Origin of the sequence: Paenibacillus taihuensis, assembly GCF_003386535.1 — a bacterium.
GTDB lineage: Bacteria > Bacillota > Bacilli > Paenibacillales > Paenibacillaceae > Paenibacillus_Z > Paenibacillus_Z taihuensis.
In genome coordinates this window covers 60,087-83,404 of sequence record NZ_QTTN01000033.1, presented here as the reverse complement: position 1 = coordinate 83,404, position 23,318 = coordinate 60,087, and the positions used below count along the sequence as shown (strand labels likewise).

Genomic DNA, 23,318 nt, shown 5'->3' with positions numbered 1-23,318 from the left:
AAATACACGGTCCCGGCTCGCGGCAGCAGCAAGTTTGCAACACTGTATTCACGTCGCACAGCTGTCGAGCGTGTATTTGCCTATTTAAAAAGCTACTTTGGACTAACGGGAACGCGCAAACGCAAAAAGCGGGCCTTCGTTGAGATGGACCTTACTTGTCTGACCTATACATTATGCAAGTTCGCCCTTGATAAACTGAACCAAGAATTGAGAAGGACACGCTGTGCAGCCTGATTTTTTTAAAAATCCTTGGGTTTTGAGTGAGTGCTACCTAGCGATCATAGACTTATGAAATTGACTCTTTATCCATTATAAGTTGAGGTAACTCGCACCCAAGCTGCTTCCTCAGCGGGATTTACTTTGAAATCGGCTATTAATTTCGAATGAGGTAATCAAATGCACTCAGTGCTGCCGTTGCGCCTGAGCCCATTGAGATCACGATCTGATTGAAAGGGCTGTCCGTGCAATCGCCGCCGGCAAACACGCCTGGCAAGCTGGTCGCACCGCGCTTATCCACGAGGATTTCGCCTGCGCTTGAACGCTCGATATTACTGCCTAGCCATTCGGTATTCGGAATGAGTCCGATTTGAACGAACACGCCTTCCAGCTCGACATGCTTCTCGGCACCTGTCTCACGGTCAATGTAGGAAATGCCGTTCACTTTGTCCGTTCCTGTAACTTCTTTCGTTTGCACGTTCTTGAGCACCGTAACGTTCGAAAGGCTGTACAGACGGTTCTGAAGCACCGCGTCTGCCTTCAATTCCGAAGAAGATAGAAGGGTAACATGGCTCGCAATGCCTGCGAGATCGATCGCTGCTTCGACGCCGGAGTTGCCTCCGCCGACAACGGCAACGCGCTTGCCTGCGTATAGAGGACCATCGCAATGCGGGCAATAAGCAACGCCTTTGTTCTTGAACTCCTCTTCGCCGGGAACGTCGATATTGCGCCAACGCGCACCTGTGGACAGAATAACGGTCTTGCTCTTCAGCACAGCGCCGTTCTCAAGCTCCACTTCAACAAGCTCGCCCGCCTTCTCGAGGCGTTTCGCGCGCTGCAGCTTCATGATATCGACGTTGTACTCCTTCACATGCTCCTCGAGACTTGCCGCGAGTTTCGGACCTTCCGTATATTTCACGCCGATGAAGTTCTCAATGCCAAGCGTATCGACAACTTGACCGCCGAAACGGTCCGCTACGATACCGGTACGAATACCTTTGCGCGCTGCGTAGATAGCCGCACTTGCGCCTGCAGGTCCGCCGCCTACAACGAGCACGTCGAAAGGCTCCTTGTTGAACAGCGCCGAGTCATCACGCTTCATGCCTATTTTGTCCAAAATCTCATCGATGGTCATGCGGCCCCCGCTGAAAAATTCACCGTTCAAGAAAACGGACGGAACAGCCATAATGTTCTTGCTTTCCACTTCAGCTTTGAACGCGGCGCCGTCGATCATCGTATGCGAAATGCCTGGATTAAGGACGCTCATCAGGTTCAGCGCCTGCACGACATCCGGGCAGTTATGGCAGCTTAAGCTGATATACGTCTCGAAGCGGTATTCGCCTTGGACGTTCTTGATCCGATCGATTACTTCTTGCTCAACCTTAGGGGCTCTTCCGCTGACTTGGAGCAGGGCTAGAATCAAGGATGTGAACTCGTGTCCGAGCGGTACGCCCGCGAACACGATACCCGTATCTTCGCCCGGACGGCTCACGCTGAAGCTTGGCGTTCTCGGCAAATCCGCTTTCTCGATTCGAATCCGGGAAGTCATGCTCGCAATCGCGTCCGTCAAAGCAAGCATCTCTTGCGATACTTGATCATCGCCTGCGCTGACCTTGATCAGCACATCGCCTTCCATCAAGCCAAGGTATTGGTTTAATTGTGCCTTAATTTCCTGATCTAATACCATATTCATCCCCCCCCTTAAATCTTGCCGACGAGATCGAGGCTCGGTTTAAGCGTTGCAGCGCCTTCCTGCCATTTTGCAGGGCATACCTCGCCTGGATTGTTGCGAACGTATTGAGCTGCTTTGATTTTGTTCACGAGCGTGCTCGCATCGCGGCCGATACCGCCTGCCGTAATCTCAATTGTTTGAACGACGCCGTCCGGATCGATGATGAATGTACCGCGGTCAGCCAGACCCTCTTCTTCAATAAGTACGTCGAAATTGCGGGAAATCGTATGTGATGGATCTCCGATCATGATGTATTCGATTTTGCCGATTGTATCCGATTGGCTGTGCCATGCTTTATGGGTAAAGTGCGTATCCGTCGATACGGAGTAAACTTCTACGCCAAGTGTTTTCAAAGCTGCGTATTGATCCTGCAAGTCGCCAAGCTCCGTTGGGCAGACGAACGTGAAATCAGCTGGATAGAAGCATACAACGCTCCATTGTCCTTTGAGATTAGCTTCCGTTACTTCGATGAAATGACCGTTTTGAAAGGCTTGCGCTTTGAATGGGAGTACTTCTTTTCCGATTAGTGACATGATGTGTGTTCCTCCTGGAGAATTAATATTAATTTATAATTATTATAAACTGATAATAGTTCTCATTTTGACTTTTGTCAACCCGTTTTCGCTTCCAATTGATAATAATTTTCAGTTAAGGACGTATAACCCTCAACCGCAATAAGTGCAAAAATACATCTATTTGGCTCGATGTGGCTCGATTCCAGCAAATAAGCGCAAAAATGCAGTTATTTAGCGCGAATCTACCTCATCCAGCGGAAATCCACCGGTATAAGTGCACATATGCACTTATTTCGTACCTCAAGCGCCATTCGAACAAAATAAGTGTATTTTGGCACTTATGCTGATGCCGAATGCCCGAGAAGTCGCACTAGAGGCTAACTCGAACTTCATTACGACCTTCATCAAGGATTGCCTCTCGAGGCAGTCCTTTTATTTTTTTCTCGAAAAAGGGAACTTTTATCCATTTCAGTTGTCTGATTAGTGGAGAGAGGGGGGAGCGGCTGCGTGGAGGATGACTATCTTAAACATATTACGAAGCTCGATCAGCCTGAGATGGATAGGCTTGCCCGTCAATATTGGCATGATGTGTGGCAGTACGCCTACTTTCTGACCCGCCGGGAGCACGTGGCTGAGGACATAGCACAGGAGACGTTCATTCGGGCGTTCCGCTCAATTGACTCGTTTCGCGGACAGTGCTCGATCAAGAGCTGGCTGTTCAAAATCGCCCGCAATACGGCGTTTAACTACAGCAAATCCGCTTTTCTTCGCAAAGTGACGCTGATCGGGCTCTTTGAGGACACGAAGCGGTCGGCGTCAGCGGAAGACGATTATTTGACCGCCAGCTTCACGGACGAGATCTGGTCGAATGTGCTTGAGCTTCCTAGAAGCGACCGTGAAGCCATTATTCTGTACGCGCATTATGAGCTGTCGTACAAGGAGCTCGCTGAGCTGCTTGGGATTGCCGAAGGTACCGTGAAATCCCGGCTTGCCCGCGCGAGAGCGAAGCTGGCGAAGCGAATGAAGGAGGGACAGATCGATGACGATAAAGCGTTCAGATGATGAGATGCGTCAAGCGGATCCTCTGTTCGATCGGCTGAAGCAGCGTCCTTGGCGCGAGAGTCGGGAGCCTTCGGAACAACAGATTGCCGCGATTCAGCAGCATGCGGCACCTGAGGAAGCCGATTCAAGCAGACGTAAGCTCAGGCCATGGCTAGTCTGGTCCGCGGCAGCAGCGGTTTTCATTGTTCTGTTGGCTGCTTGTGCTTATGCCTACGATACCCCTGGCGGATTCGCGGACTGGCGATACTCACGGGCAGCTGGGATCACAGGCACAGTGAAAATTCCGATTGGCAAGACGCCGGAAGAAGCAGTCATGAAATTCCGGGGATACACTTCCATGCGGGTTGTTCATCAAGAGGCAATTGATGGGGGGATGCTGCTTTTTATAAAACGCGATTTTGTGAAGGGTGACGGAACGGATCTCGGGGTTGAGTTCGTACGCAGAACATGGCTCGGCTGGAAATGGGTCATGGGCGGTATGTATGGGGTAGGTCATCCCATGAACAAGAAAGAAGCATTCAATTATATGAGCATGCCGAGGTTTGAAGGTATTCGCGGTCCCTTCCCGATTGTATTCGGCCAGCTGATGAATTCGTCCATCACCAGCATAATCGTGACGGCAGGCGGCACTAATCCGGGAACCTACGAGGCGAAGGTTGTGGAGATCGAGGATGGGCAGCGAATATGGTTCGCAGAGCTGCCGAAGACGTCAGACGCTCCATATGGGATAGAGGCGCACAGCGCAGCAGGGGCGATTGTCGCCAGCACCACGTTCAACGACCCGCGCAACATGGCAAGTGTTCCGATGAGTGTTGACCTCGGGACAGAGCTAAGTCCGTTCACGACTGAGATGATTGTGAAAGCCATCGAAGATCAGCATGTGAAGCTCGTCCCATACGGGATAACCGGGAATCCGATGCAGCTCGAGCAAGTTATACCTGAAGTTTACGCCATTGAAGCGGAAGATCAGACGGATCAGAGTGACCCGGAATTCGTGTACTTTTATATCTTCCCAACGGTAGAGGCACGGGTGAAAGGGGCGCAGCAATACAACCATGTGATGATAGAAATGCAAGTGACGAACATCCCGATCACCTACGAAATCGGCAATGCGCTCGTCATTTACGCGGCCAAGTCGAAGGAGCATCCTTCCTACCAGCAAGCCATCGAGAACGGGATAAATCGATTATAGAAGAAAAAGAACACCGCGCTGACGAGGAGTAATTGCCTTCCTCTGCGAATACCTATCTGTTAGGCCTAGGCCGTCAAGGCTGCAACTTCACCATATTAATTATAGGAGTGATACCGATGAGAAACGTTGTGATCGCCATGAATAAGGACACTAGACTGCTAAAACATCTAAAGTGGAGGAATGTTTTTGGACCCATTCAGAAAGTTTGTGGCGTATTACAAGCCTTATAAGAAGGCGCTCATTGCGGATCTCTTCTTCGCATCGCTGGCTTCGGCTGCAGTGCTCGCCTTCCCGCTGCTGGTGAACCGGATAACCGAATATGCAATTAGCGACGAAGGTGTCGCCACCGATATGATTGTACAGATGGCGGGGATGTTCCTGCTGTTAATGGTCGTGGAGTATGTGAGCAGCTTTTATACGGATTACTATGGACATGTCATGGGGGCGAGAATCGAATCGGATATGCGAAACGATCTGTTCTCGCATCTTCAGAAGCTATCATTCCGCTACTATGACAACACGCGCACGGGCCAGCTGATGTCGCGAACGACGAATGATCTATTCGACATCTCCGAGCTTGCTCATCACGGGCCGGAAGATATCATGATCTCGCTGGTCCGAATTGTTGGCTCTTTTATCATCTTAGTGAACATCAACGGGACGCTTACGCTTACGATTTTCCTTATCCTGCCCGTGATGATTCTGTTCGCCTATCATTTCAGCATGAAGATGAAAGGTGCGCTGAAGAAGAACAAGGAGCGGATTGCTGAAGTGAATGAGCAGCTCGAGGACAGCCTGTCCGGTATTCGAGTGGTGCAATCGTTCGCCAACGAGTCGGTGGAAATGAGCAAATTCAGACGCAGCAATGCCCGGTTTCTGGAGAGCCGCAGGCAGGGTTACTTTGTGGAGGCTTTATTTTTCAATGGATTAACGGGGTTTATTTCTTTCATCCACATCGCGGTAGTCATTGTAGGCGCAGTCCTGATCGGTAATCACAGGCTGCAGCTTAACGAGCTCATTACCTTCCTGCTCTACATCGCCATGCTGGTAGATCCGGTGAGAAGGCTCATTAATTTCACGCAAAATCTGCAAAATGGCATCGCCGGGTTTGAACGCTTCATGGAAACGATGGCGGTGAAGTCGGACATTACGGATGCTCCGGATGCGGTCGAGATAAGCGAGGTTAAAGGGAAAGTAGAGTTCCGAGGCGTCGGCTTCCAGTATGAGCGAGAGTCGGATTGTATATTGAACCGCATTCAATTGACGGCTAATCCGGGGGAGTACGTGGCGCTGGTCGGACCATCCGGAGTCGGCAAAACGACGCTATGCAGCTTGATTCCGCGATTCTATGAGGTGAGCGAAGGCGCGATTCTCATAGATGACGTGGATATCCGTCAGTTGAAGCTGAGGTCGCTGCGCGCGAACATCGGAATTGTGCAGCAGGATGTCTATTTGTTCGCGGGGACGATTAAGGAGAATATCCGATACGGCAAGCCTGACGCGACGGATGCAGAGATTGTGGAGGCTGCGAAGCAAGCGAACGCGCATGATTTTATAATGGAGCTTCCTGGCGGATACGATGCCTATGTCGGGCAGCGCGGCGTAAAGTTATCGGGCGGGCAGCGGCAGCGGCTCAGCATTGCGCGGGTCTTCTTGCGAGATCCGGCGATTCTCATCTTCGATGAGGCGACCTCCGCGCTCGATAACGAGAGCGAGCGGGTGGTGCAGGAGAGCTTCGAGCATCTGGCGAAGAACCGCACGACCTTCGTCATCGCGCACAGGCTGTCTACGATCCGAAACGCGCATCGCATCATCGTCCTCTCGGAGCAAGGCATCGCTGAGGAAGGCACCCATGCCAAGCTGCTGGAACGCGGCGGGTTGTATGCGAAGCTGTATCAGATGCAGTTTAGTCAGGTGCTGGCGTGAGGTGGGGTGTATGAAAAGAGGAGAGTTGAGTGTATGAGTAGATTGCAATTGGTGCTGGATGCGGGCGGTGTCATCGTTACGAATCTGCCAGAGTTATGGAGGGAGATTGCTGATATCGCTGCGGTCCCCTATAAGGAACTAAAAGGGGGATTCAAGCAAGAACTGCGTGATACACTGTGGTCTGGGCAAGTTGGGGAGGATGCATTTTGGCGGTGGATGAATAGGTACTGCCCTCAATTAGCGATTGAGGATGGGCGTGCTCTAATGGTAAAACATCTTCGTGTATTACCTGCTTTTGACCGTATACCAGTATGGAGCGAAGCTGCCGATATCCATCTGCTGAGCAACCACCGCCATGAGTGGCTATTACCGGTGCTAGAGCCAATCAAACCTTTTGTAGCAAGTATCACGATCTCGAGCCAGTCGGGGTTCTGTAAACCAGTTGCTCAAATCTATGAAATCGTACAAACCAACCTGAAGTCGCATGAGCGCATTTTATTCGTTGATGATTCGGAGGGCAATCTAGCGCCTGCGAGAGAGTTAGGTTGGCAAACGCTTCTCGCTGATGAGGACGGATTGTGGGTAAGGAAGATAGAGGAGAGTTTAACGGACCGAAATGACTTTATTCCGTCGAAAATAGCCCCCGAAAAAATGCAACGGACACCAGAGTCGATATTTGCCACTTTTACTGCACCGGAGGGCTCGTTTCCCTGGAATAACGTCTGTGGAGTCCGTTAGCGCACAGAAACCTGTGCTTTCAGGAAATAGCAGCTCCTGAGTCCGTTAGCTGCGGGAGCGGGGCGCGGCTTGGTGCGTCGCGGCCCATTGCGGCGCATGGAGATGGCGTCGGGCAAGCAGTGTAGACGCGGCTTCAGCGTGCAGTTAACCGTAACCGCGAGCGGCATTGACGAGCGACTAGATTAATAAGAGCAGTGACCCCAGGTCACTGCTCTTCGTCTAGGAATAGAGTCCTGAAAAAATCGCACACAAATTGCCAAAAAAACTGTTGACGAAAATGCCGCTCATCCATTACGATGATCATGTAATCGTTTACGTAATCGTATACATGAAACGCTTTCAATCAGGGATGGCAAGTCGAGGTGAGATGTTTTGTCCAAAGCAACGATCAAGCAAGTAGCGCTGGAAGCGGAAGTTTCTACGGCAACCGTTTCTCGTGTTCTCAACGACAGCGGGTTTGTTAGCGACGAGGTTAAGAGCCGGGTGCTGGATGTCGTGAACCGCTTGAATTACCAGCCAAGTGCCATCGCCAGAAGTCTGAAACAGGACAAAACGTTTATGATCGGCGTCATCGTTCCCGATATTTCCAACCCTTATTTCATGGGCATCTCCAGAGGCGTTGAGGATGTAGTTGGCCAAGAAGGCTTTCAGCTCATCTTCTGCAGCTCGGACGAGAACCCGGAGAAGGAGAAGAAGCTGCTCCAGTTGATGCAGGAGAAGCGGGTCGATGCGATTGTACTTGCAACATCCGGCGATAATGATGCGATTCTGGAGAGGCTCTCCGATTCCGGCATGCCAATCGTGCTCATCGACCGGAAGCTGAAGTCGAAGGAAGCGGGAAGCAAGCTGGACCTGGTCGCAGAAGACAATATCGACGGAGCGAGCCGACTGACGCGCAAGCTGCTGGAAGCAGGACACGTCAGAATCGGCGTGGTCAACGGTCCTAGCCGCGTAAGCACCGGACGTGAACGTTATGCCGGCGTGCTGAAGGCGATGAAGGAATTCGGACTTGATACGAATCCGCTCGTGTTCAACGGCAAAGACTTCTCCATCGAGGATGGCATTCGGGCTGTCCGCAAATTCCTAAGCGAGGAAGAGCGACCGACGGCAATTGTCTCCTTGAACAACAGGATGAGCCTAGGGGTACTGCTCGAGATCGTAAGAAGCGGGCTCAGAATTCCGGATGATATCGCGGTAGCCTCGTTCGGCGAGGTGGAGGCAGGAGCTCTGCTGAAGAACCCGGGATTATATTACATGGATCAGCGGCCGTACGAGATGGGGCAGAAGGCAGGAGAGATTTTGCTGCGCCGCATTCGTAAGGACGAAACGCAAAGCAACGCGCAGCTAGAGCTGTTCTACAACGAGATCAATCGATTCGGCTAATCAAATTCCGTCATCATTGTACGAAGAGCAATAATGAGTTATGCGATCTTGTGGAATCGATTGCACACATTTGGAAGGTTGAAAGCGCTTATATTGGTTTATTTACATAGGAAATGGATTCAACTTTACTCTCGTGTGCAATCGGTTCCATGTTTTACTACTATTCATTTTACGAAGGAGTGCTCAGCATGGACGTGCATCAAAGCCTTATTTCTCTCAGCCAAGTAAGAACAGGTAGACGCAAGCGGGAATCCAGCTATGACCGTACTGGCGGCAACAAAGACTTCTTTACGATCAAGCCTGGCGACGTAACCGACATCTGCCATATCAAAGGTGCCGGAGCGATTACGCACATCTGGATGACGATGGCGCCGGACGCGCCGGTGGAAGAAGCGTTCCTGCCGCGCAAGATCGTGATGCGCATGTTCTGGGACGGGGAAACAGAACCAAGCGTGGAAGCGCCGATCGGTGACTTCTTCGGTATGGGCCACGGCATTACTCGCAATTATACATCTGCTGCGCTGATGATGAGCCCAGAGGACGGAAAGGCGTTCAATTCCTTTTTCCGGATGCCTTATGCAATCGATGCCAGAATTCAAATCGAGAGCGAAGCGGATCACCCGATTAAATTCTACTTCTACGTGGATTACGAAGAGTACGACAAGCTGCCGGAGAACGAACTAAGATTCCATGCACAGTGGAACCGAGAGAATCCGACGGACGGCATTCCGGATGGTAGCGTCGACAATGCGTACTTCGAGTTCGGCGGCAAGAACACGACGGGAGACGGCAACTACGTCATTCTCGAAGCCGAAGGCAAAGGCCACTATATCGGCTGTAACTTCAACATACATAATCTTCGCGACACAAGCGAGTGGAACTGGTACGGCGAAGGCGATGACATGATCTTCATCGATGGAGAACCATGGCCGCCGACGCTGCACGGAACAGGAATGGAAGACTACTTCAATACGGCATGGTGCCCGCAGCAGGAAGTGTGCACGCCTTATCACGGCATCATCCTCGGCGGCGGACCGAACTGGAGCGGCAAAATCTCCACCTACCGCTATCACATTCTCGATCCGATCATGTTCGATAAGAGCATCAAAGTGACGATCGAGCATGGACATAACAATCATCGCAGCGACGACGTTTCGTCGACAGCTTACTGGTATCAGCAGGAGCCGCATCGCCCATTCCAGGCGCTGCCGAAGGTCGATAAACGATTGCCGCTGCCAGATACGAAGCCGTTCGATCCGGATAGTCTGGCGAAAATCTTCGGCCACTCGAATCCATGATGCGCCGAACCAAAGCCAAATCAACGTTTAGCGCGGCAGCAGCCGTCCTTCTCATCGTGATGGCAGCGGCTGGATGTACATCAGGAGAGAAGTCGAACAAGGTGCTGGATGAAGGCGGCAAGTCCTTCATCCTGAAGGGGATAACGGATCTGCAGCAAGTCTCGCAAATTACAGGCGCCGACTCGCCGAACAAGACGGATCAATACGCGGTTTACGGTACGGATCTCGGATCGATGTTCAACGCCGGAGACAAGACGTATTTCGTCTTCGGCGATACGTTCGGCGAGCGCGCTGCGGATCAGATCGGAGGAGGCGGCAGCTTCTGGCGCTCCAATACGATCGGCTATACGACGGATAAGGACCCGTCGGACGGCATTAAGCTGGACGGCATGATTGCCGATGATACCGGTCTCGCTGCGGAGCTGCTGCCTTCGGCCAAGGTCGATTTTGACGAGATGACCAAAATACCGACTTACGGGTTAGCCGCGAACGGCGCAATGTACCTGTACTATATGTCGGTCAACCACTGGGGCGATCCCGGCAAGTGGGATGCGAACTATTCAAGCGTAGCCAAGTCGACGGATAACGGTCAGAATTGGCAGCTGCTTGATCAGCTGAAGTGGCCGGGCGGGAGCAACTTCATCCAGGTCAGCCCTTATAAAGTTCAAACCGACAAAGATCATGCGGAAATCTACTTCTGGTGCATTCCTTCCGGGCGTTTCGGCGGCGTGCAGCTGATGAAGGTGGATGAATCGAATATCGAGAATTTCGCGGATTACCGGTACTACGCCGGCAAGGATGCGGATGGTGCACCGATTTGGAGCACGAAGCTGGAAGAAGCGAAGACGGTTGTCGATGACACCGTCGGCGAGCTGTCCGTGGTATGGAACAGCTATCTGAACAGATGGCTGATGACGTATCTCAAGGAAGGCGAAGGTGTTGTTATTCGGGAAGGGCTGGCGCCATGGGGGCCATGGGGCGACCCGATCGATCTCGTGACCGCTTCCGAGCAGCCGGGATTGTATGGTCCGTTCATGAACGAGCGATATACGGAGAACGACGGGAAGACGATTTATTTTACCCTCTCGCTCTGGGATCCGTACAACGTCTTCTGGTTTAAGGCATCTTTGCAGAAATGAAAGCGGATTCACATTCGAGTTCTACCATATGGTTTAAGCGCATGAAGCGTTTAAATAGCATGTCCAAAGAAGGAACGGCGGAGCTGTCGGTAAGCGGCAAAGTAAGTTTCTTCTCACAAAAAGGGAGGCTTTAAAGCATGCAGCCAAAACAGGGGAAAATGAAAATCAGTACGGCACTGCTTTCTGTTATGTTAGTATCCTCGATCGCTTTGACAGCTTGTGGCAGCAGCAATGACAGCTCGAACACTTCCAACAGCTCGAACAGCACAAATAACAGCACGTCCAATGCAGCGGCTGATAACAGCAGCAGCAACAGCACGGACTCGAACGCAGCTGCGAATAACGGCGGCAATACGGCGGCGCCTGCGGAGAAAGTAACGGTTGAATTCTGGGCGAACAAGTTCGAAGAGACGACAGACAACTGGTTCAAGAAGTGGGTTGCCGAGTTCAACAAATCCCAAGATCAAATCGAAGTGAAGCTCCAAATCGTGCCAGGCGACGCTTGGGCACAGAAGCTGAAGGCTGCTCAAGCAGCTGGCAAGGCGCCGGACTTCTACACCATGAACTACGGCGGAATCGCGAACGCTGCGAAGCTTTCGCAAATTCAACCGCTGAATGATCTGATCGACGGCGCTCAATACGACGATCTCTACGACAATATCAAAGATTTCGTATCGGTTGGCGACAAGTACTACGCGTATCCGATGCTCGTTGAGCCTTCGGCAGTTCTGTACTACCGGAAGGACCTGTATACAGCAGCCGGCCTTGATCCAGAGAAGCCGCCAACGACTTGGCAAGAGCTGATCGACAACGGCAAGAAGCTGACGCAGAAAGGCATCTTCGGTCTGGCAACAGGTCAAACCGCAGGGGATCTCGGATGGTCCTCATGGGGCCTGCAATACGGCGCGGCTGGTCACCTGGCACTGACGGACGACTGGTCCAAAGCAGATATCAATAACGACGGCTACAGAGCGGTTATCAACTTCTACGCGGACGCGTACAAAGCAGGCATTATGCCGAAGCAGGCACTCGCAGGCTACGCAGATGCATCTCCGTTCGGTCAAGGCAAAGTGGCGCAGGAAATTAGCGGTTCGTGGGCAATCGGCCAATACCGCAACGACTTTAAGAACATGCTGGACAAAATCGGCGTAGCGCCAATGCCTTCGCAGAACGGCGATCCATCGACGACAACAGCAACGCTCGGCGGCTGGTCCCTTGTCGTAGACGGCAAATCCAAGCATCCGAAAGAGTCGGCAGCGTTCATCAGCTACCTGCTCGGCGGAGACCCGAACGTCATGATCGACTTCTTCAAAACAGCGCAATTCTCGAAGTTCTCGCCGCGTAAATCGGTTGACGAAGCAATGAAAGCCGATCCGGCTGCATCGCAGGATCCATGGCGTGCACTGATCGCGGAGAAAGTGATTCCATTCTCCAAAGCAGAGCCTATCTATCCATGGGATGTCTCCATGGCCGTATCGACAGCGATCGAATCCGCTATGAAGGGTACAGATCCCGAGAAGGCGCTTGAGAAAGCAGAGAAGGACATCAACGACTTTATTGCAAAATCGAAGCTTGCCGGCACGAATCCGAAGCAAGCGGCAGCACAGTAACCATAATGAAGAATTCCGGGGGCGGCGGGCAAGCCCCCGGTCCCTTTTACTCCTAAACATTGAGGCGGCGGTGAGCGGCTTATGTTCAAGAAAAATTATCGGCAAGACAATGGCGTTGCCTATCTACTTCTAGCTCCTATCGTAATCCTGTTGACGATCTTCGTCGTCATTCCATTCATCTACTCGCTGAAGGTCAGCTTCTATAACTGGAGCTTCTATCAGCCTTCTGTTTTTGTTGGCTTCGACAATTTCAAATTCGTCCTGGAGGACGATTTGTTCCTGAACGCCGTTTGGGTCGGCATCAAGTTCACGTTGATGGTCGTTCCGGCATCGATGGTGATCTCGTTCCTATTCGCTAACATCATTAAAGGGATGAAGAGCCGGGGCGCAAGCTTCGTGAAGACCTCGATCTACATTCCTACGATTATCTCTGGTATCGTCGCTTCGATTATCTTCGTGTTTATCTATGACTACATGGGCGGTCTCGCGAACTACATCCTTGGCTGGTTCGGAGCCGAGCCGCGCGCTTGGCTGGCTGACGTGAAGACGGCGCTGCCGAGTATTGCCGTACCGGCAATCTGGCTGGGCTTCGGCTTAACGACGTTAATTATGCTTGCAGGCTTGCATGACATTCCGGAAAGCTACTATGAAGCAGCTGATCTGGAAGGCGCAGGCACATGGCAGAAAATGTGGTTCATCACGGTGCCGCTGATGAAGAATATCGTCCTGTACTTAACGGTTACCGGCTTCACGGCGAGCATCTCGCAGTATGAGCTGTCGCTTGTTATGACAGGCGGCGGTCCGCTGGATAAGACGACCACGCCGAACTTGTACATTCTGAACCACTTCCGCAACGACGTCATGGTCGGCAACTCGATTGCTGCATCGCTGCTGCTGTTTGTGGTGCTGGGCAGTATTTCGGCCATTATTTTTAAAGTGCTGAACTCGGAGAAAGCAATCGACGGTTAAAGAGCCGGGAGAGGAGTCAAGGATATGCAAGCCAAACTAACGCTTCAAAAAACAGTGATGACCGCCATTGCCGCGTTCTTCACCATTCTGGCCTTGTTTCCACTTGCTTGGGTCATCATCGCAGGATTCAAGGAGAAGACCGAGGTGCTGTCCACCCCGTTTCGGTTCTTTCCGAAGCAGTGGCTCATTACGAACTACGTCGATATTTTGAAGGATACCGCGTTCCAGAAGGCGATGCTGACGACCTTCGGCGGAGCAGTCGTGTTTGCGGTGCTGAGCTTGCTGGTCAACTCGGCTGCAGCTTATGTCTTCGCGAGACTGGAATTCCGCTTTAAATCGATCATGTGGCTCTATGTCATCATTACGATGTTCATCCCAGGCATGGCGATTCTGCTCACTTCCTTTATCGTCGTGAACAAGCTCGGGATGCTCGATACGTTCGGGGTACTCATCCTGCCGGGCATTGCTTCTGCAGGCGCGATGTTCTTCATTCGCCAGTTCTATCTGAACATTCCGCTCGCGCTTGAAGAAGCGGCGCTGATTGACGGAGCAGGCAGAATTCGTATTTTCACCAGCATATTTCTGCCGATGTCGTACCCGGTGTTCGTTATTGTAGGGATCGGCTCGTATCTCGGTTACTGGAACTCGTTCGTCTGGCCGACGATGACGATTACGAATCCGGATCTGTACCAAATTATGCAGTACCTCGCAACATTCCGTTCCGAGCGCACCTCGGAGATGGGCATGCTGATGGCCGGCTCGACGCTGTCCGCGCTGCCGACCATTGTGCTGTTCCTGATTTTCCAGAAGTATATCATTTCGGGTATCAAAATATCCGGTTTGAAATAGGAGGGTCTTTCGCATGATCGTACTTGAAAACGAGAGAATACGCCTGGAGCTGAGCGAGGAAACCGGAGCGGTTCGCGCTCTGCGCGACACGGTTCTCGGGATCGACTATATAGCCGGCGAAGGCGGCAACGATGCTTTCCGGCTCGAGACGGACGAAGGCGCGAGCGGGAATTTCGCCTCGTTCAGCTTCTCTTTGGAGCAATCCGAGGCTGGCGGCCAGCTCGCTTACCTCTCATGGCAGACGGAGAGCGGGGTTTCGGTACGCGCCGAGATTACGCTAGCGGAAGGAGCCGGCGGACCTGCGTTTCGCTGTTCGGCAGACAATGGGTCCACGGTGCGGCTGCTCAGCTTGGAGTATCCGATTCTACCCGATTTCAAGGCGATCACCGAAGACGGCCTGAACGATTATGTGGCGCACTCGTTCGCAACGGGTGTGAAGGTACATAACCCGATGAAGCATTTTGAAGCCGGGGGCAAGGGGCTGCGGTATATGCCGTATCCGGAAAGCTTCTCCGGCGCTTCCATGCAGTTCTTTACTTACTATGGCTTGAATCAAGGCGGCTTGTACTTTACGGCTGTAGACGGGGACGCGCATCCGAAATGGCTGAACTTCTATAAGAATGACAACGGCTTGCTTGAAGCGTCCTTCATTCACGGCTGTCTCGACATGGGTCCGGGTAAAGGAATCTATCCTCCTTATCCGATTCGGATCGAGCCGACGGAAGGCCGCGATTGGTACGAAGCAGCGGACCTGTATAAAGGTTGGGCGGAGAAGCAGCTTTGGTGTGCTGGAGGCAAGCTTGCCGATCGTCCTGAAGCGGCTGCATATGAATGGCTGCACAAGGAGATGGGTGTCTCGACGTTCGGCATCAATGCAGGCTCCGACCGCACGGCTTGGCTTGCGGCTTATCATGAAACCATCGGAACGCCTATGTTTCATGTGCTTGGACCGGACTGGACGAATGCGCCGCAGACGTTCTATAAGGGTGTTCCCGGCGGTTTCGACGACTGGTTCCCGACATGCTTCAATGAAGCGAATCTCGCTTATATGAAGGAGATTGGCGATAAATATGCGCCATTCGAGTTCGACTATCTCTATCACTTCGAAGGTGCAGACGGCGAGTTAGGCAAGGCTGCTGCACAGAAATTCCCCGACAACAAGAAGAGCATCGATGCTTACCGATTCCCATTCCTATGTCCGGCTCACCCGTACGCGCATGACTTCCATGTGCGGCGCGATGCGGAGCTGCAGCGGGTAAACGATGTCGACGCGATCTACTACGACATCTCCGCGAACAACATCCTCAAGATTTGCATGGACGATTCACATGGCCATCCGGTTGGCGCTGGCCGAATGATTGAAGAAGCTTACCGCCGGAACTATGCCGATACGAAGGCAGCAATGGCTGAAGTCGCTGGCCGTTACGTGCCGATGGGCACCGAAATGATGAACGAAACGATGCTCGGCCTGATCGATTATTATCAGGCGCGTGCGGGCGGTCAACCCGCGGCTCCGCTGGAGCTATGGCCGCTGCGGGATCTATTGAAGTCCGGCGATGCGGAGCTCATTCCGATGTTCGCCTATGTGTATCAAGAATATGGCGCAGTCCGTATGGACGGCTGGGGCAAGCTCACGGAGGAGATCGGGCAGCTGTATTTCTTCACCGTAGCCCGGACGTACCTGTGGGGCGGCCTGTACGAGCTGAACTACGAGTACAGCCCGATGGAATCGCTGGGCGGCTTGGAAAATGCAGCCGAGGAGCACTATTACCCGTTCGAAGCGCGCGGATATGCGTTCTCCACGCAGCGCGCCGCTTACCTGGGAGCGTATGCGAAGCTCCGCATAGGCGCAGCGAACAACTATTGGGCGTACGGCCGGATGCTGCGGCCGCTTGAATTCGAAAGCACACGAATCCAGTTGGATTGGTTCCATTATAATCACGGCAAAGACACGCCTGAATACAACAATGCCGGCGTAATTGAAGTGGATGCGGTCATTCATTCTGCGTGGTCCTACAAGGACGAGAGCACCGGATTGTTCTTCGCTAATGTCAGCGAATCCGCTCAGGAAGTGAATATGAAGCTAGCGCCTGAGCTGCCAGGGGCGGAGCGGGTGCAAGGAAGCGTGACGGTCCGATTCTATGGACCGGGGGAGCATGCGGAACAGCTTGACCTAGACGTAACCGGGCTCGGCGAGGTCAAGTTACATATTCCGGCCAGATGCGTCGCGATGATAGAGCTCATCTAAGCGAGGCGTCAATCGGGAACGAGGAGGGATTCGTACAGTCTGCATCATTAACTCACTATTCATAGGAGGGTGGATGTAAACATGTACCAGAAGAAGAAAGCCCTTTACTTGCTCGGGGCAGCCGTCATGGTCGCCTCAACCTGCTTCTCCGGAACAGCCGGAGCGATTACACCTTCAGGAACAGTCAAGATCGCGAGGGTAACGGGAGCAACGCCAGCCGGCGAGACGATTCCGAATCCGAACCAGACCGCTTCCAACTATCAAGTGGAAGGCACCGACCTTGGCATCATGTGGGACAAAGGCGGCGGCGAAATCTTCGCGCTCTTCGGCGACACGTTCGGCCCCGGCTGGTCCGGCAACGGCGGAGGAGGCAGCGGCTGGCGCAGCAACGTGCTCGCGAAGTCGTCGGATACGAATCTCGCCGACGGTCTCACCTTCTCGACCATGATTCAGGATACACCGGGTCACGCCAAAGAGCTCCTGGCTTCCAAGAAGATCGACAACGACGAGATGACCGTCATCCCTACGGCAGGCGTCACGATCGGAACGCGCCACTACATTCATTACATGTCCGTGCGCCATTGGGGCAATGCGGGTCAATGGATTACGAACTACTCCGGCCTTGCTTACTCGGACGATAACGGCCAGAACTGGACGAAGTCATCGACGGCCAAATGGATGAACAATGCGAGCTATTCGGATAACTTCCAGATGGGCGCGTTCGTGAAGGACGGCGGCTTCGTCTACATGTACTCGACGCCGAACGGCCGATTCGGCAATGTCTATCTATCCCGCGTTCCTCAGAACAACATGCTGAACATCGGCGATTGGCGCTACTGGGACGGCAACGGCTGGGTCGCGGACCGCGGCTTGGCATCGCCTGTCGCAGTCGGCTCAGCAGGTGAATTATCCGTCGTGTATAACACGTTCTACAACCGTTTCATTATGACGTACTTGAATGAGGATCGGCAGGCTGTCGTCATGAGGGATGCCGGTTCGCTTACCGGACCATGGAGCGGGGAGAAGATTCTCGCCAAAGGCGCGGACTTCCCGGGTCTGTACAATGCCTTCATCCATCCGTGGAGCACGAACAGCAGCGACATGTATTTCGTGATGTCGCAGTGGACGCCGTACAACACGTTCCTCATGAAGGCGACGCTGAATGCGGATTCCTTCGGCGACAACCTGGTATCCGAGCCGGGCTTCGAGACGCAGGATGCGACGCCTGTCATGGCGCCTTGGTACACAACGGGCAATGGCGGCATCGACCGCAATCTCGGCAGCGCGCACTCGGGACAGGATAACGGCTTCGTGCGCAATAACACGGGCTGGAATGCTTTGATCCAGAAAATTGCCGTACAGCCGAATACGAATTACACGCTGACGGGCTGGATCAAGACGTCTGCCAACAATAACGACGGTTTGTTCGGAGCTAGAGTTCCTGGCGGCGGACCGATCATGGGCGAGACGCATTTCACTTCGCTTGGCACGTACACGCAATTGACCGTTAATTTCAATTCGGGCAACAATTCCTTTGCCGAAATTTACTGCGGTCTGTGGGCGACGGCGGATATGTGGATTCAGATGGACGACGTCAGCCTTACGAAGACCAACAATGCGGTCAGTCAGGCTGGCTTCGAGAATCAGCCTACGAACAGCCTCACTTCGCCATGGTATGCCGACGGCAATGCCGGCGTTGACCATGGTCTCGGCTTCGCTCATTCCGGCGCGAACAATAGCTGGGTCAGAAATACGTCAGGCTGGAACGCGGTTAAGCAAGAAATCAGCGTCGTGCCGAATACGAGCTACACGCTGACGGGATGGGTGAAAACCTCGACGAACATGAATAACGGCTACTTCGGCGCGAGAGCGATCGGAGGCGGTCCGGTTCTGAACGAGGTCCATATGACGACCCCGCTCGGCAGCTATACGCAGCAAACGGTGACATTCAATTCCGGCAACAACCATAGTGTTGAGATATACGCCGGTTTATGGGCCGACGGTGATACTTGGCTGCAAGCGGATGACTTTAGCGTAGCTAAAAATTAATGCACTCCGGTTTAATGTGCCAAGTGCGGTTAATGGATCGTGCTTCGCTCCGTCCCGACAGTTTCGATGAGCACTCCCGTGGTCTTTGACCAAAGTCGTTCTCATTCGAAATGTCGGTGCTGCGCTCCGTGATCCAGAAACCTTAGTGGCAAAACCTTCGCTTTCCAAGGGGGCTCCGCCCCCTCGGGAGCGTTGGCAAAAACTTAATTGAAAGGAGATTTCTAATGAAAGCATTAGTCATGGAACAACCGCATGTGGCAGTTGTCAAAGAGGTGCCGTACCCGGCGCCGAAGCCGGGGGAAGTCGTCATTGAGGTCGTTCAAGTCGGCATCTGCGGTACAGACTTTCATATCTTCGAAGGCGAGTTTCTGTCGCCGTATCCGATCATTCCGGGGCATGAATTCTCCGGCGTCATTCACGAGCTTGGCGCAGGCGTCGAAGGCTTCGCAATCGGCGATCGCGTAACGGCAGATCCGTCGCTGTTCTGCGGCAAATGCCGCTACTGCCTGACGAACCGCGGCAATCAGTGCGAGAACTGGGGCGCGCTTGGCAACACCGTAGACGGCAGCATGGCGGAGTATGTAGCGGTACCTGCTCGCAACGTCGTCAAGATTCCGGACGACATGTCGTTCGAGACGGCTGCTTTCGTCGAGCCGATGGCGTGCGTCGTGCACGCGATGAACCGGCTGCAGATGAGAGCCGGACAATCCGTGCTGCTCTTCGGCGCGGGCGCGATGGGGCTGCAGCTGGTGCAATCCTTGTCACGTCTAGGCGCTTCGAGCTTGACGGTCGTGGACGTATCGAGCCGCAAGCTGGAGCTGGCTCTTGCACTCGGCGCAACCGAAGCGGTGTTCGTGAACGAGCAATCGCGCCTTGCGGGTCGGACCTTTGACGTTGTCGTCGATGCGACAGGTATCCCGGCGGTCATCGAGAAGGCGTTCGCCTACCTCGGCAAGACGGCGACCTATCTGCAATTCGGAGTCACGCCGAAGGATGCCTCAATCCGGGTGAACCCGTTCGATATCTACCACAAGGATTGGACGATTCTCGGCTCGATGGCGATCAACTACACGTTCCTCACCGCTTTCGACTGGGTGAAGGAAGGCCGCATTGCGCTCGAACCGCTCGTCTCGAAGGTCATCACGCTGGAAGAAACACCTGCGTTCCTCGCGAAGCCGAAGGATCCGGAGCTGCTCAAGGTTCAAATCAAAATCCGTTAATGCGCGGATCGAAGAGAGCGAGGATTCCTATCTATGTCTTTCGTAAAGTACAACTTCGAGTACGAACGAAGGCTCAAAGCCTGCTTCATCGGCGCGGGCGGGCATTCCTTCCGCAACATCTATCCGACCTTCCAGTATGCGCCTGTTGATTTGGCGGCGATCTGCGATGTCGACGGCGACCGCGCATCCGCGTACGCACGGCAGTTTGGCGCTTCGCGCTATTACACCGACCATCTGGAGATGCTTCGCGAGGAGAAGCCGGATGTCGTCTTCATCGTCACTGCCTATCATCCGGATGGAAGAGTACAGGCAACCGATCTTGCGGCGGATGCACTGAAAGCAGGCGCACATGTATGGATGGAGAAGCCGACAGCGGCGAGCGTGGAGGAAATCGATGCTTTAACCGGGCTGAGCCGGGAGCATGACCGGTTCGTCATGACAGGTCTGAAGAAAATCTTCTTCCCCGCGATCGCGAAAGCGAAGCAAATCATCGAGAGCCCTGAATTCGGAAGACCCGCATCGATCTATGTCCGGTATCCGCAAGACCTTCCCGAGTTCGGGGAGCGCGGGGACTTGAACCGGATGAAATGGATGCTTGACCATATTTTTCACCCGGCTTCGATTATTAACTATCTGATGGGACCTATCCGCCATTCCTCGTATGAGCGCGAGCCGTTCAACGGGGGCAGCGTAACGTCCATCAAGTTTATGTCCGGTGCGGTCGGGACCTTGCACCTGACGGCAGGCATTTCCGGCAGCGGCCCGCTAGAGCGGCTTGAAGTTATCGGCGAAGGCGCTAACGTCGTGGTGGATAACGGCGTGAAGGTGAGCTATTACCGACGTGCCGAGCGTCCAGCCTACGGCAGATCCGCATCCTTCCTGGTCAAGGATGAAGAAGCGCCGCTTGTGTGGGAGCCGGAGTTTTCGCTGGGGCAGCTGTATAACAAGAATATTTTCTACTTGGGCTATGTGCCGGAGGTGCTCTACTTCTGTGAATGCGTGCTTGCGGGGACCGCGCCGGAGAAAGGCTCGCTGGACAACGCGAAGGAAATCTTGAAGCTGTTCGAATGCTACCGCAGCACGCCCGAAGGGCAAATCGGCCTGATCAACGGCTAGCTGGGAAGAGAGGCGGTTATGAGATGGCAACGGTATCGGATTTAAGAGAAGCGAAGCATGTGCTCGACATGGACTGGGGAAAGATCCAATGGCTCTGCGGTCAAAATATCGATCCGGACTGCGAGATGACGTTCGGCATGGTGTATATCGAAGCGGGCAAAACGAATCCGCGGCATATTCACCCGAACTGCGAGAAGTATATCTTCGTGCTGTCGGGCGAGTGCGATCATTCGCTCGGCGATGAGATGATCCATCTGGAGCCGGGCATGATGCTGCGCATCCCTCGCGGCGTGCCGCACAATGCAACGGTCACGACATGGGAGCCGTGCCGGATGATTATCGTCTACTCGTCGCCGGATCGGCAGACGATTGGCGAGAACGAGCAGTAGCAGTAGCAGTTGCATTCATTGCATTGCTAGTCCGCTAGAGAGAGAGTAGGAGGCCTTGGATCGCATGCTGATTGGAATTTCGAAGCGTATATCGCCAGAGTTGATCAAAATATTGATGGAAATGGGACATGGAGACGAGCTGGCGCTTGCGGACGGGAACTTCCCTGCGGCAAGCCATGCGCAGCGGTTAATCCGCTGCGATGGGCATTCGCTGCCGGAACTGCTGGATGATATCCTGCAGTTGTTTCCGCTCGATCGTAACGCGGAGCACTCCATCGCTCTGATGAAGGTTGATCCGGGCGATCCGGTGGAGCATCGACGGCATTCTGGTATCAAGCAGAGCCGCATGCCCCATTCCCGAAGCTGCCTGATAACGACGCGCGGGAAGTTATTTAAATCAATAGCGATTATTTAATTGAATAATCGTTAATTAACTTGAATTTTTACATTGCAGTGTAACGGTTCAATTTGATATTTTTATTTGATAGAGTATTTTATTGATTCGGTTCCGGTTTGGGGGAGGGGATGAAAGTTTATGGATAACAATACCATATACCATATTGCAGAACGGGTCGGCGTATCTCCCTCTACCGTGTCCAGGGCGTTGTCCGGCAAAGGCTATTGCGGCCAAAAGACGAAGAGCCGCATTCTGGCCGCCGCGAAAGAAATGAACTATGCCCCGGACAGTGCGGCTCAAATCCTGAAGCTGCGGCAGACGAGAAAAATTATTTTCGCCGTTCCCGATATTTGCAATCCGTTCTACTTCGACATGATTAATGGCATCAATCAGGTGCTGGAGGAGCATGGCTACCTGCTGATCCTCATCTATACGAAGCACAGCTTGAAGGAAGAGCTGAAGGCGATTCAGAACTTGAGGGAGAAGGTCGCCGACGGCATGATCATGGTCTCCTTCAACTTCAACGAAGAGAATATCAGCGCCATTAATTCCGTGCAATCGCCGGTCGTGTTGACGAATAAATTCGTGTCGCCGGGTGGCGGAGATCGGTTTGATTATGTGTACACCGATACGTACCTCGGCATCAAAATCGGTACGGAGCATCTGATCTCGCAAGGGGTCCGGAGGATCGGCTACATCGGCGGCAACAGCAGCGAGCAGACGGGCCAGCAGCGTTTGGAAGGTTTTCTGGACGCGATGGATAAAGCAGGACTGCCTGTTATTTCGAGCTTCGTGGCGGAGTCCGATTATACGGAGAACGGCGGGTACTTGACGGCAAAAGCCATGCTAGGGCGGCCGGAGCTGCCCGAAGCGATCGTCGCGTCGAACGATCTGATGGCGATCGGCGTCATGAAAGCATGCGAGGAGGCGGCGCTTCGCATCCCCGAAGATATCGCTATCGTCGGCATGGATAACCTGGACATCGCATCCCGCGTCTATCCGAAGCTGACTTCGGTATCACTCGTCCAGGAGGAAATCGGCAGAAGATCGGCACAGGTGCTGATGGATCGGCTGTTAGGGAATCCGAGGGATGAGGAAGAGAACAAGCTGATACCTAGGCTGGTCGTTCGGAATTCGAGCATCAAGCCGGGATGACTGTTAGCATTTGAAAATGTCGGCTGAATAGCGACTTCTGGCTCCGTTAGCGCTGGAGAACAGTGACCATAAAAGGCAGTGACCACAACAGGTCGCTGCCTTTATTACATACTTT

At 53.2% G+C, this 23,318-nt stretch carries 20 protein-coding genes; 18 read left to right on the top strand and 2 right to left on the bottom strand.

Going from position 1 to position 23,318, the window contains the following annotated elements:
* Nucleotides 1–234 (top strand): transposase (locus A8990_RS22860; protein ID WP_147306853.1); only part of this gene is annotated, 234 nt, incomplete at its 5' end.
* Nucleotides 235–373: 139 nt separating this feature from the next.
* Here the strand turns inward: A8990_RS22860 and ahpF are convergent.
* Together ahpF and ahpC are read right to left on the bottom strand one after the other, a co-directional pair.
* A complete protein-coding gene (ahpF, locus tag A8990_RS22855) occupies nt 374–1,903 on the bottom strand; it encodes an alkyl hydroperoxide reductase subunit F (RefSeq protein WP_116191368.1) in 1,530 nt (509 codons plus the stop codon).
* A gap of 14 nt (nt 1,904–1,917) precedes the next feature.
* Entirely contained in the window at nt 1,918–2,481 is a 564-nt protein-coding gene (ahpC, locus tag A8990_RS22850; protein ID WP_116191367.1) for an alkyl hydroperoxide reductase subunit C, read from the bottom strand.
* A gap of 489 nt (nt 2,482–2,970) precedes the next feature.
* Here ahpC and A8990_RS22845 point away from each other — a divergent pair, with 489 nt between their 5' ends.
* From A8990_RS22845 to A8990_RS22765, 17 genes are all read left to right on the top strand, one after another.
* Nucleotides 2,971–3,525: an RNA polymerase sigma factor gene (locus tag A8990_RS22845; protein ID WP_116191366.1), complete on the top strand. Its 555-nt coding sequence runs from the start codon at nt 2,971–2,973 to the stop codon at nt 3,523–3,525.
* Entirely contained in the window at nt 3,503–4,717 is a 1,215-nt protein-coding gene (locus A8990_RS22840) for a hypothetical protein (protein WP_116191365.1), read from the top strand. The genes A8990_RS22845 and A8990_RS22840 overlap by 23 nt, the downstream gene beginning before the upstream one ends.
* Before the next feature lie 186 nt (nt 4,718–4,903).
* Entirely contained in the window at nt 4,904–6,643 is a 1,740-nt protein-coding gene (locus A8990_RS22835) for an ABC transporter ATP-binding protein (RefSeq protein ID WP_116191364.1), read from the top strand.
* 33 nt (nt 6,644–6,676) lie between these two features.
* Nucleotides 6,677–7,381 (top strand): HAD family hydrolase, encoded by a 705-nt coding sequence (locus A8990_RS22830; RefSeq protein ID WP_116191363.1) that lies wholly within the window; start codon nt 6,677–6,679, stop codon nt 7,379–7,381.
* Nucleotides 7,382–7,753: 372 nt separating this feature from the next.
* Nucleotides 7,754–8,764 (top strand): LacI family DNA-binding transcriptional regulator, encoded by a 1,011-nt coding sequence (locus A8990_RS22825; protein ID WP_116191362.1) that lies wholly within the window; start codon nt 7,754–7,756, stop codon nt 8,762–8,764.
* A gap of 188 nt (nt 8,765–8,952) precedes the next feature.
* The gene (locus A8990_RS22820; RefSeq protein WP_116191361.1) at nt 8,953–10,062 is read left to right on the top strand and encodes a glycoside hydrolase family 172 protein; all 1,110 of its coding nucleotides are present in this window, start codon (nt 8,953–8,955) and stop codon (nt 10,060–10,062) included.
* Nucleotides 10,059–11,201 carry a glycoside hydrolase family 183 protein gene (locus A8990_RS22815; protein WP_245996158.1) on the top strand — a complete coding sequence of 381 codons (1,143 nt, stop codon included), beginning with the start codon at nt 10,059–10,061 and terminating at the stop codon, nt 11,199–11,201. The genes A8990_RS22820 and A8990_RS22815 overlap by 4 nt, the downstream gene beginning before the upstream one ends.
* A 137-nt stretch (nt 11,202–11,338) precedes the next feature.
* Nucleotides 11,339–12,811, top strand: a complete 1,473-nt coding sequence (locus tag A8990_RS22810) for an ABC transporter substrate-binding protein (protein ID WP_116191360.1) — start codon at nt 11,339–11,341, stop codon at nt 12,809–12,811.
* Nucleotides 12,812–12,892: 81 nt separating this feature from the next.
* Entirely contained in the window at nt 12,893–13,780 is an 888-nt protein-coding gene (locus A8990_RS22805) for a carbohydrate ABC transporter permease (protein ID WP_116191359.1), read from the top strand.
* Nucleotides 13,781–13,804: 24 nt separating this feature from the next.
* On the top strand, nt 13,805–14,629 hold the full coding sequence (locus tag A8990_RS22800; RefSeq protein WP_116191358.1) for a carbohydrate ABC transporter permease: 825 nt from the start codon (nt 13,805–13,807) through the stop codon (nt 14,627–14,629).
* 13 nt (nt 14,630–14,642) lie between these two features.
* Nucleotides 14,643–16,877, top strand: a complete 2,235-nt coding sequence (locus A8990_RS22795; protein WP_116191357.1) for a DUF6259 domain-containing protein — start codon at nt 14,643–14,645, stop codon at nt 16,875–16,877.
* A gap of 81 nt (nt 16,878–16,958) precedes the next feature.
* The gene (locus tag A8990_RS22790) at nt 16,959–18,926 is read left to right on the top strand and encodes a glycoside hydrolase family 183 protein (protein ID WP_220376839.1); all 1,968 of its coding nucleotides are present in this window, start codon (nt 16,959–16,961) and stop codon (nt 18,924–18,926) included.
* A gap of 224 nt (nt 18,927–19,150) precedes the next feature.
* A complete protein-coding gene (locus A8990_RS22785; RefSeq protein WP_116191356.1) occupies nt 19,151–20,146 on the top strand; it encodes a zinc-dependent alcohol dehydrogenase family protein in 996 nt (331 codons plus the stop codon).
* Between the two features lie 33 nt (nt 20,147–20,179).
* Nucleotides 20,180–21,262, top strand: a complete 1,083-nt coding sequence (locus tag A8990_RS22780; protein WP_116191355.1) for a Gfo/Idh/MocA family protein — start codon at nt 20,180–20,182, stop codon at nt 21,260–21,262.
* Between the two features lie 23 nt (nt 21,263–21,285).
* The gene (locus tag A8990_RS22775) at nt 21,286–21,651 is read left to right on the top strand and encodes a cupin domain-containing protein (RefSeq protein WP_116191354.1); all 366 of its coding nucleotides are present in this window, start codon (nt 21,286–21,288) and stop codon (nt 21,649–21,651) included.
* Nucleotides 21,652–21,715: 64 nt separating this feature from the next.
* The gene (locus tag A8990_RS22770; RefSeq protein ID WP_116191353.1) at nt 21,716–22,066 is read left to right on the top strand and encodes an RbsD/FucU family protein; all 351 of its coding nucleotides are present in this window, start codon (nt 21,716–21,718) and stop codon (nt 22,064–22,066) included.
* Between the two features lie 120 nt (nt 22,067–22,186).
* The gene (locus A8990_RS22765; RefSeq protein ID WP_116191352.1) at nt 22,187–23,203 is read left to right on the top strand and encodes a LacI family DNA-binding transcriptional regulator; all 1,017 of its coding nucleotides are present in this window, start codon (nt 22,187–22,189) and stop codon (nt 23,201–23,203) included.
* The last annotated feature ends 115 nt before the right edge of the window (nt 23,204–23,318 follow it).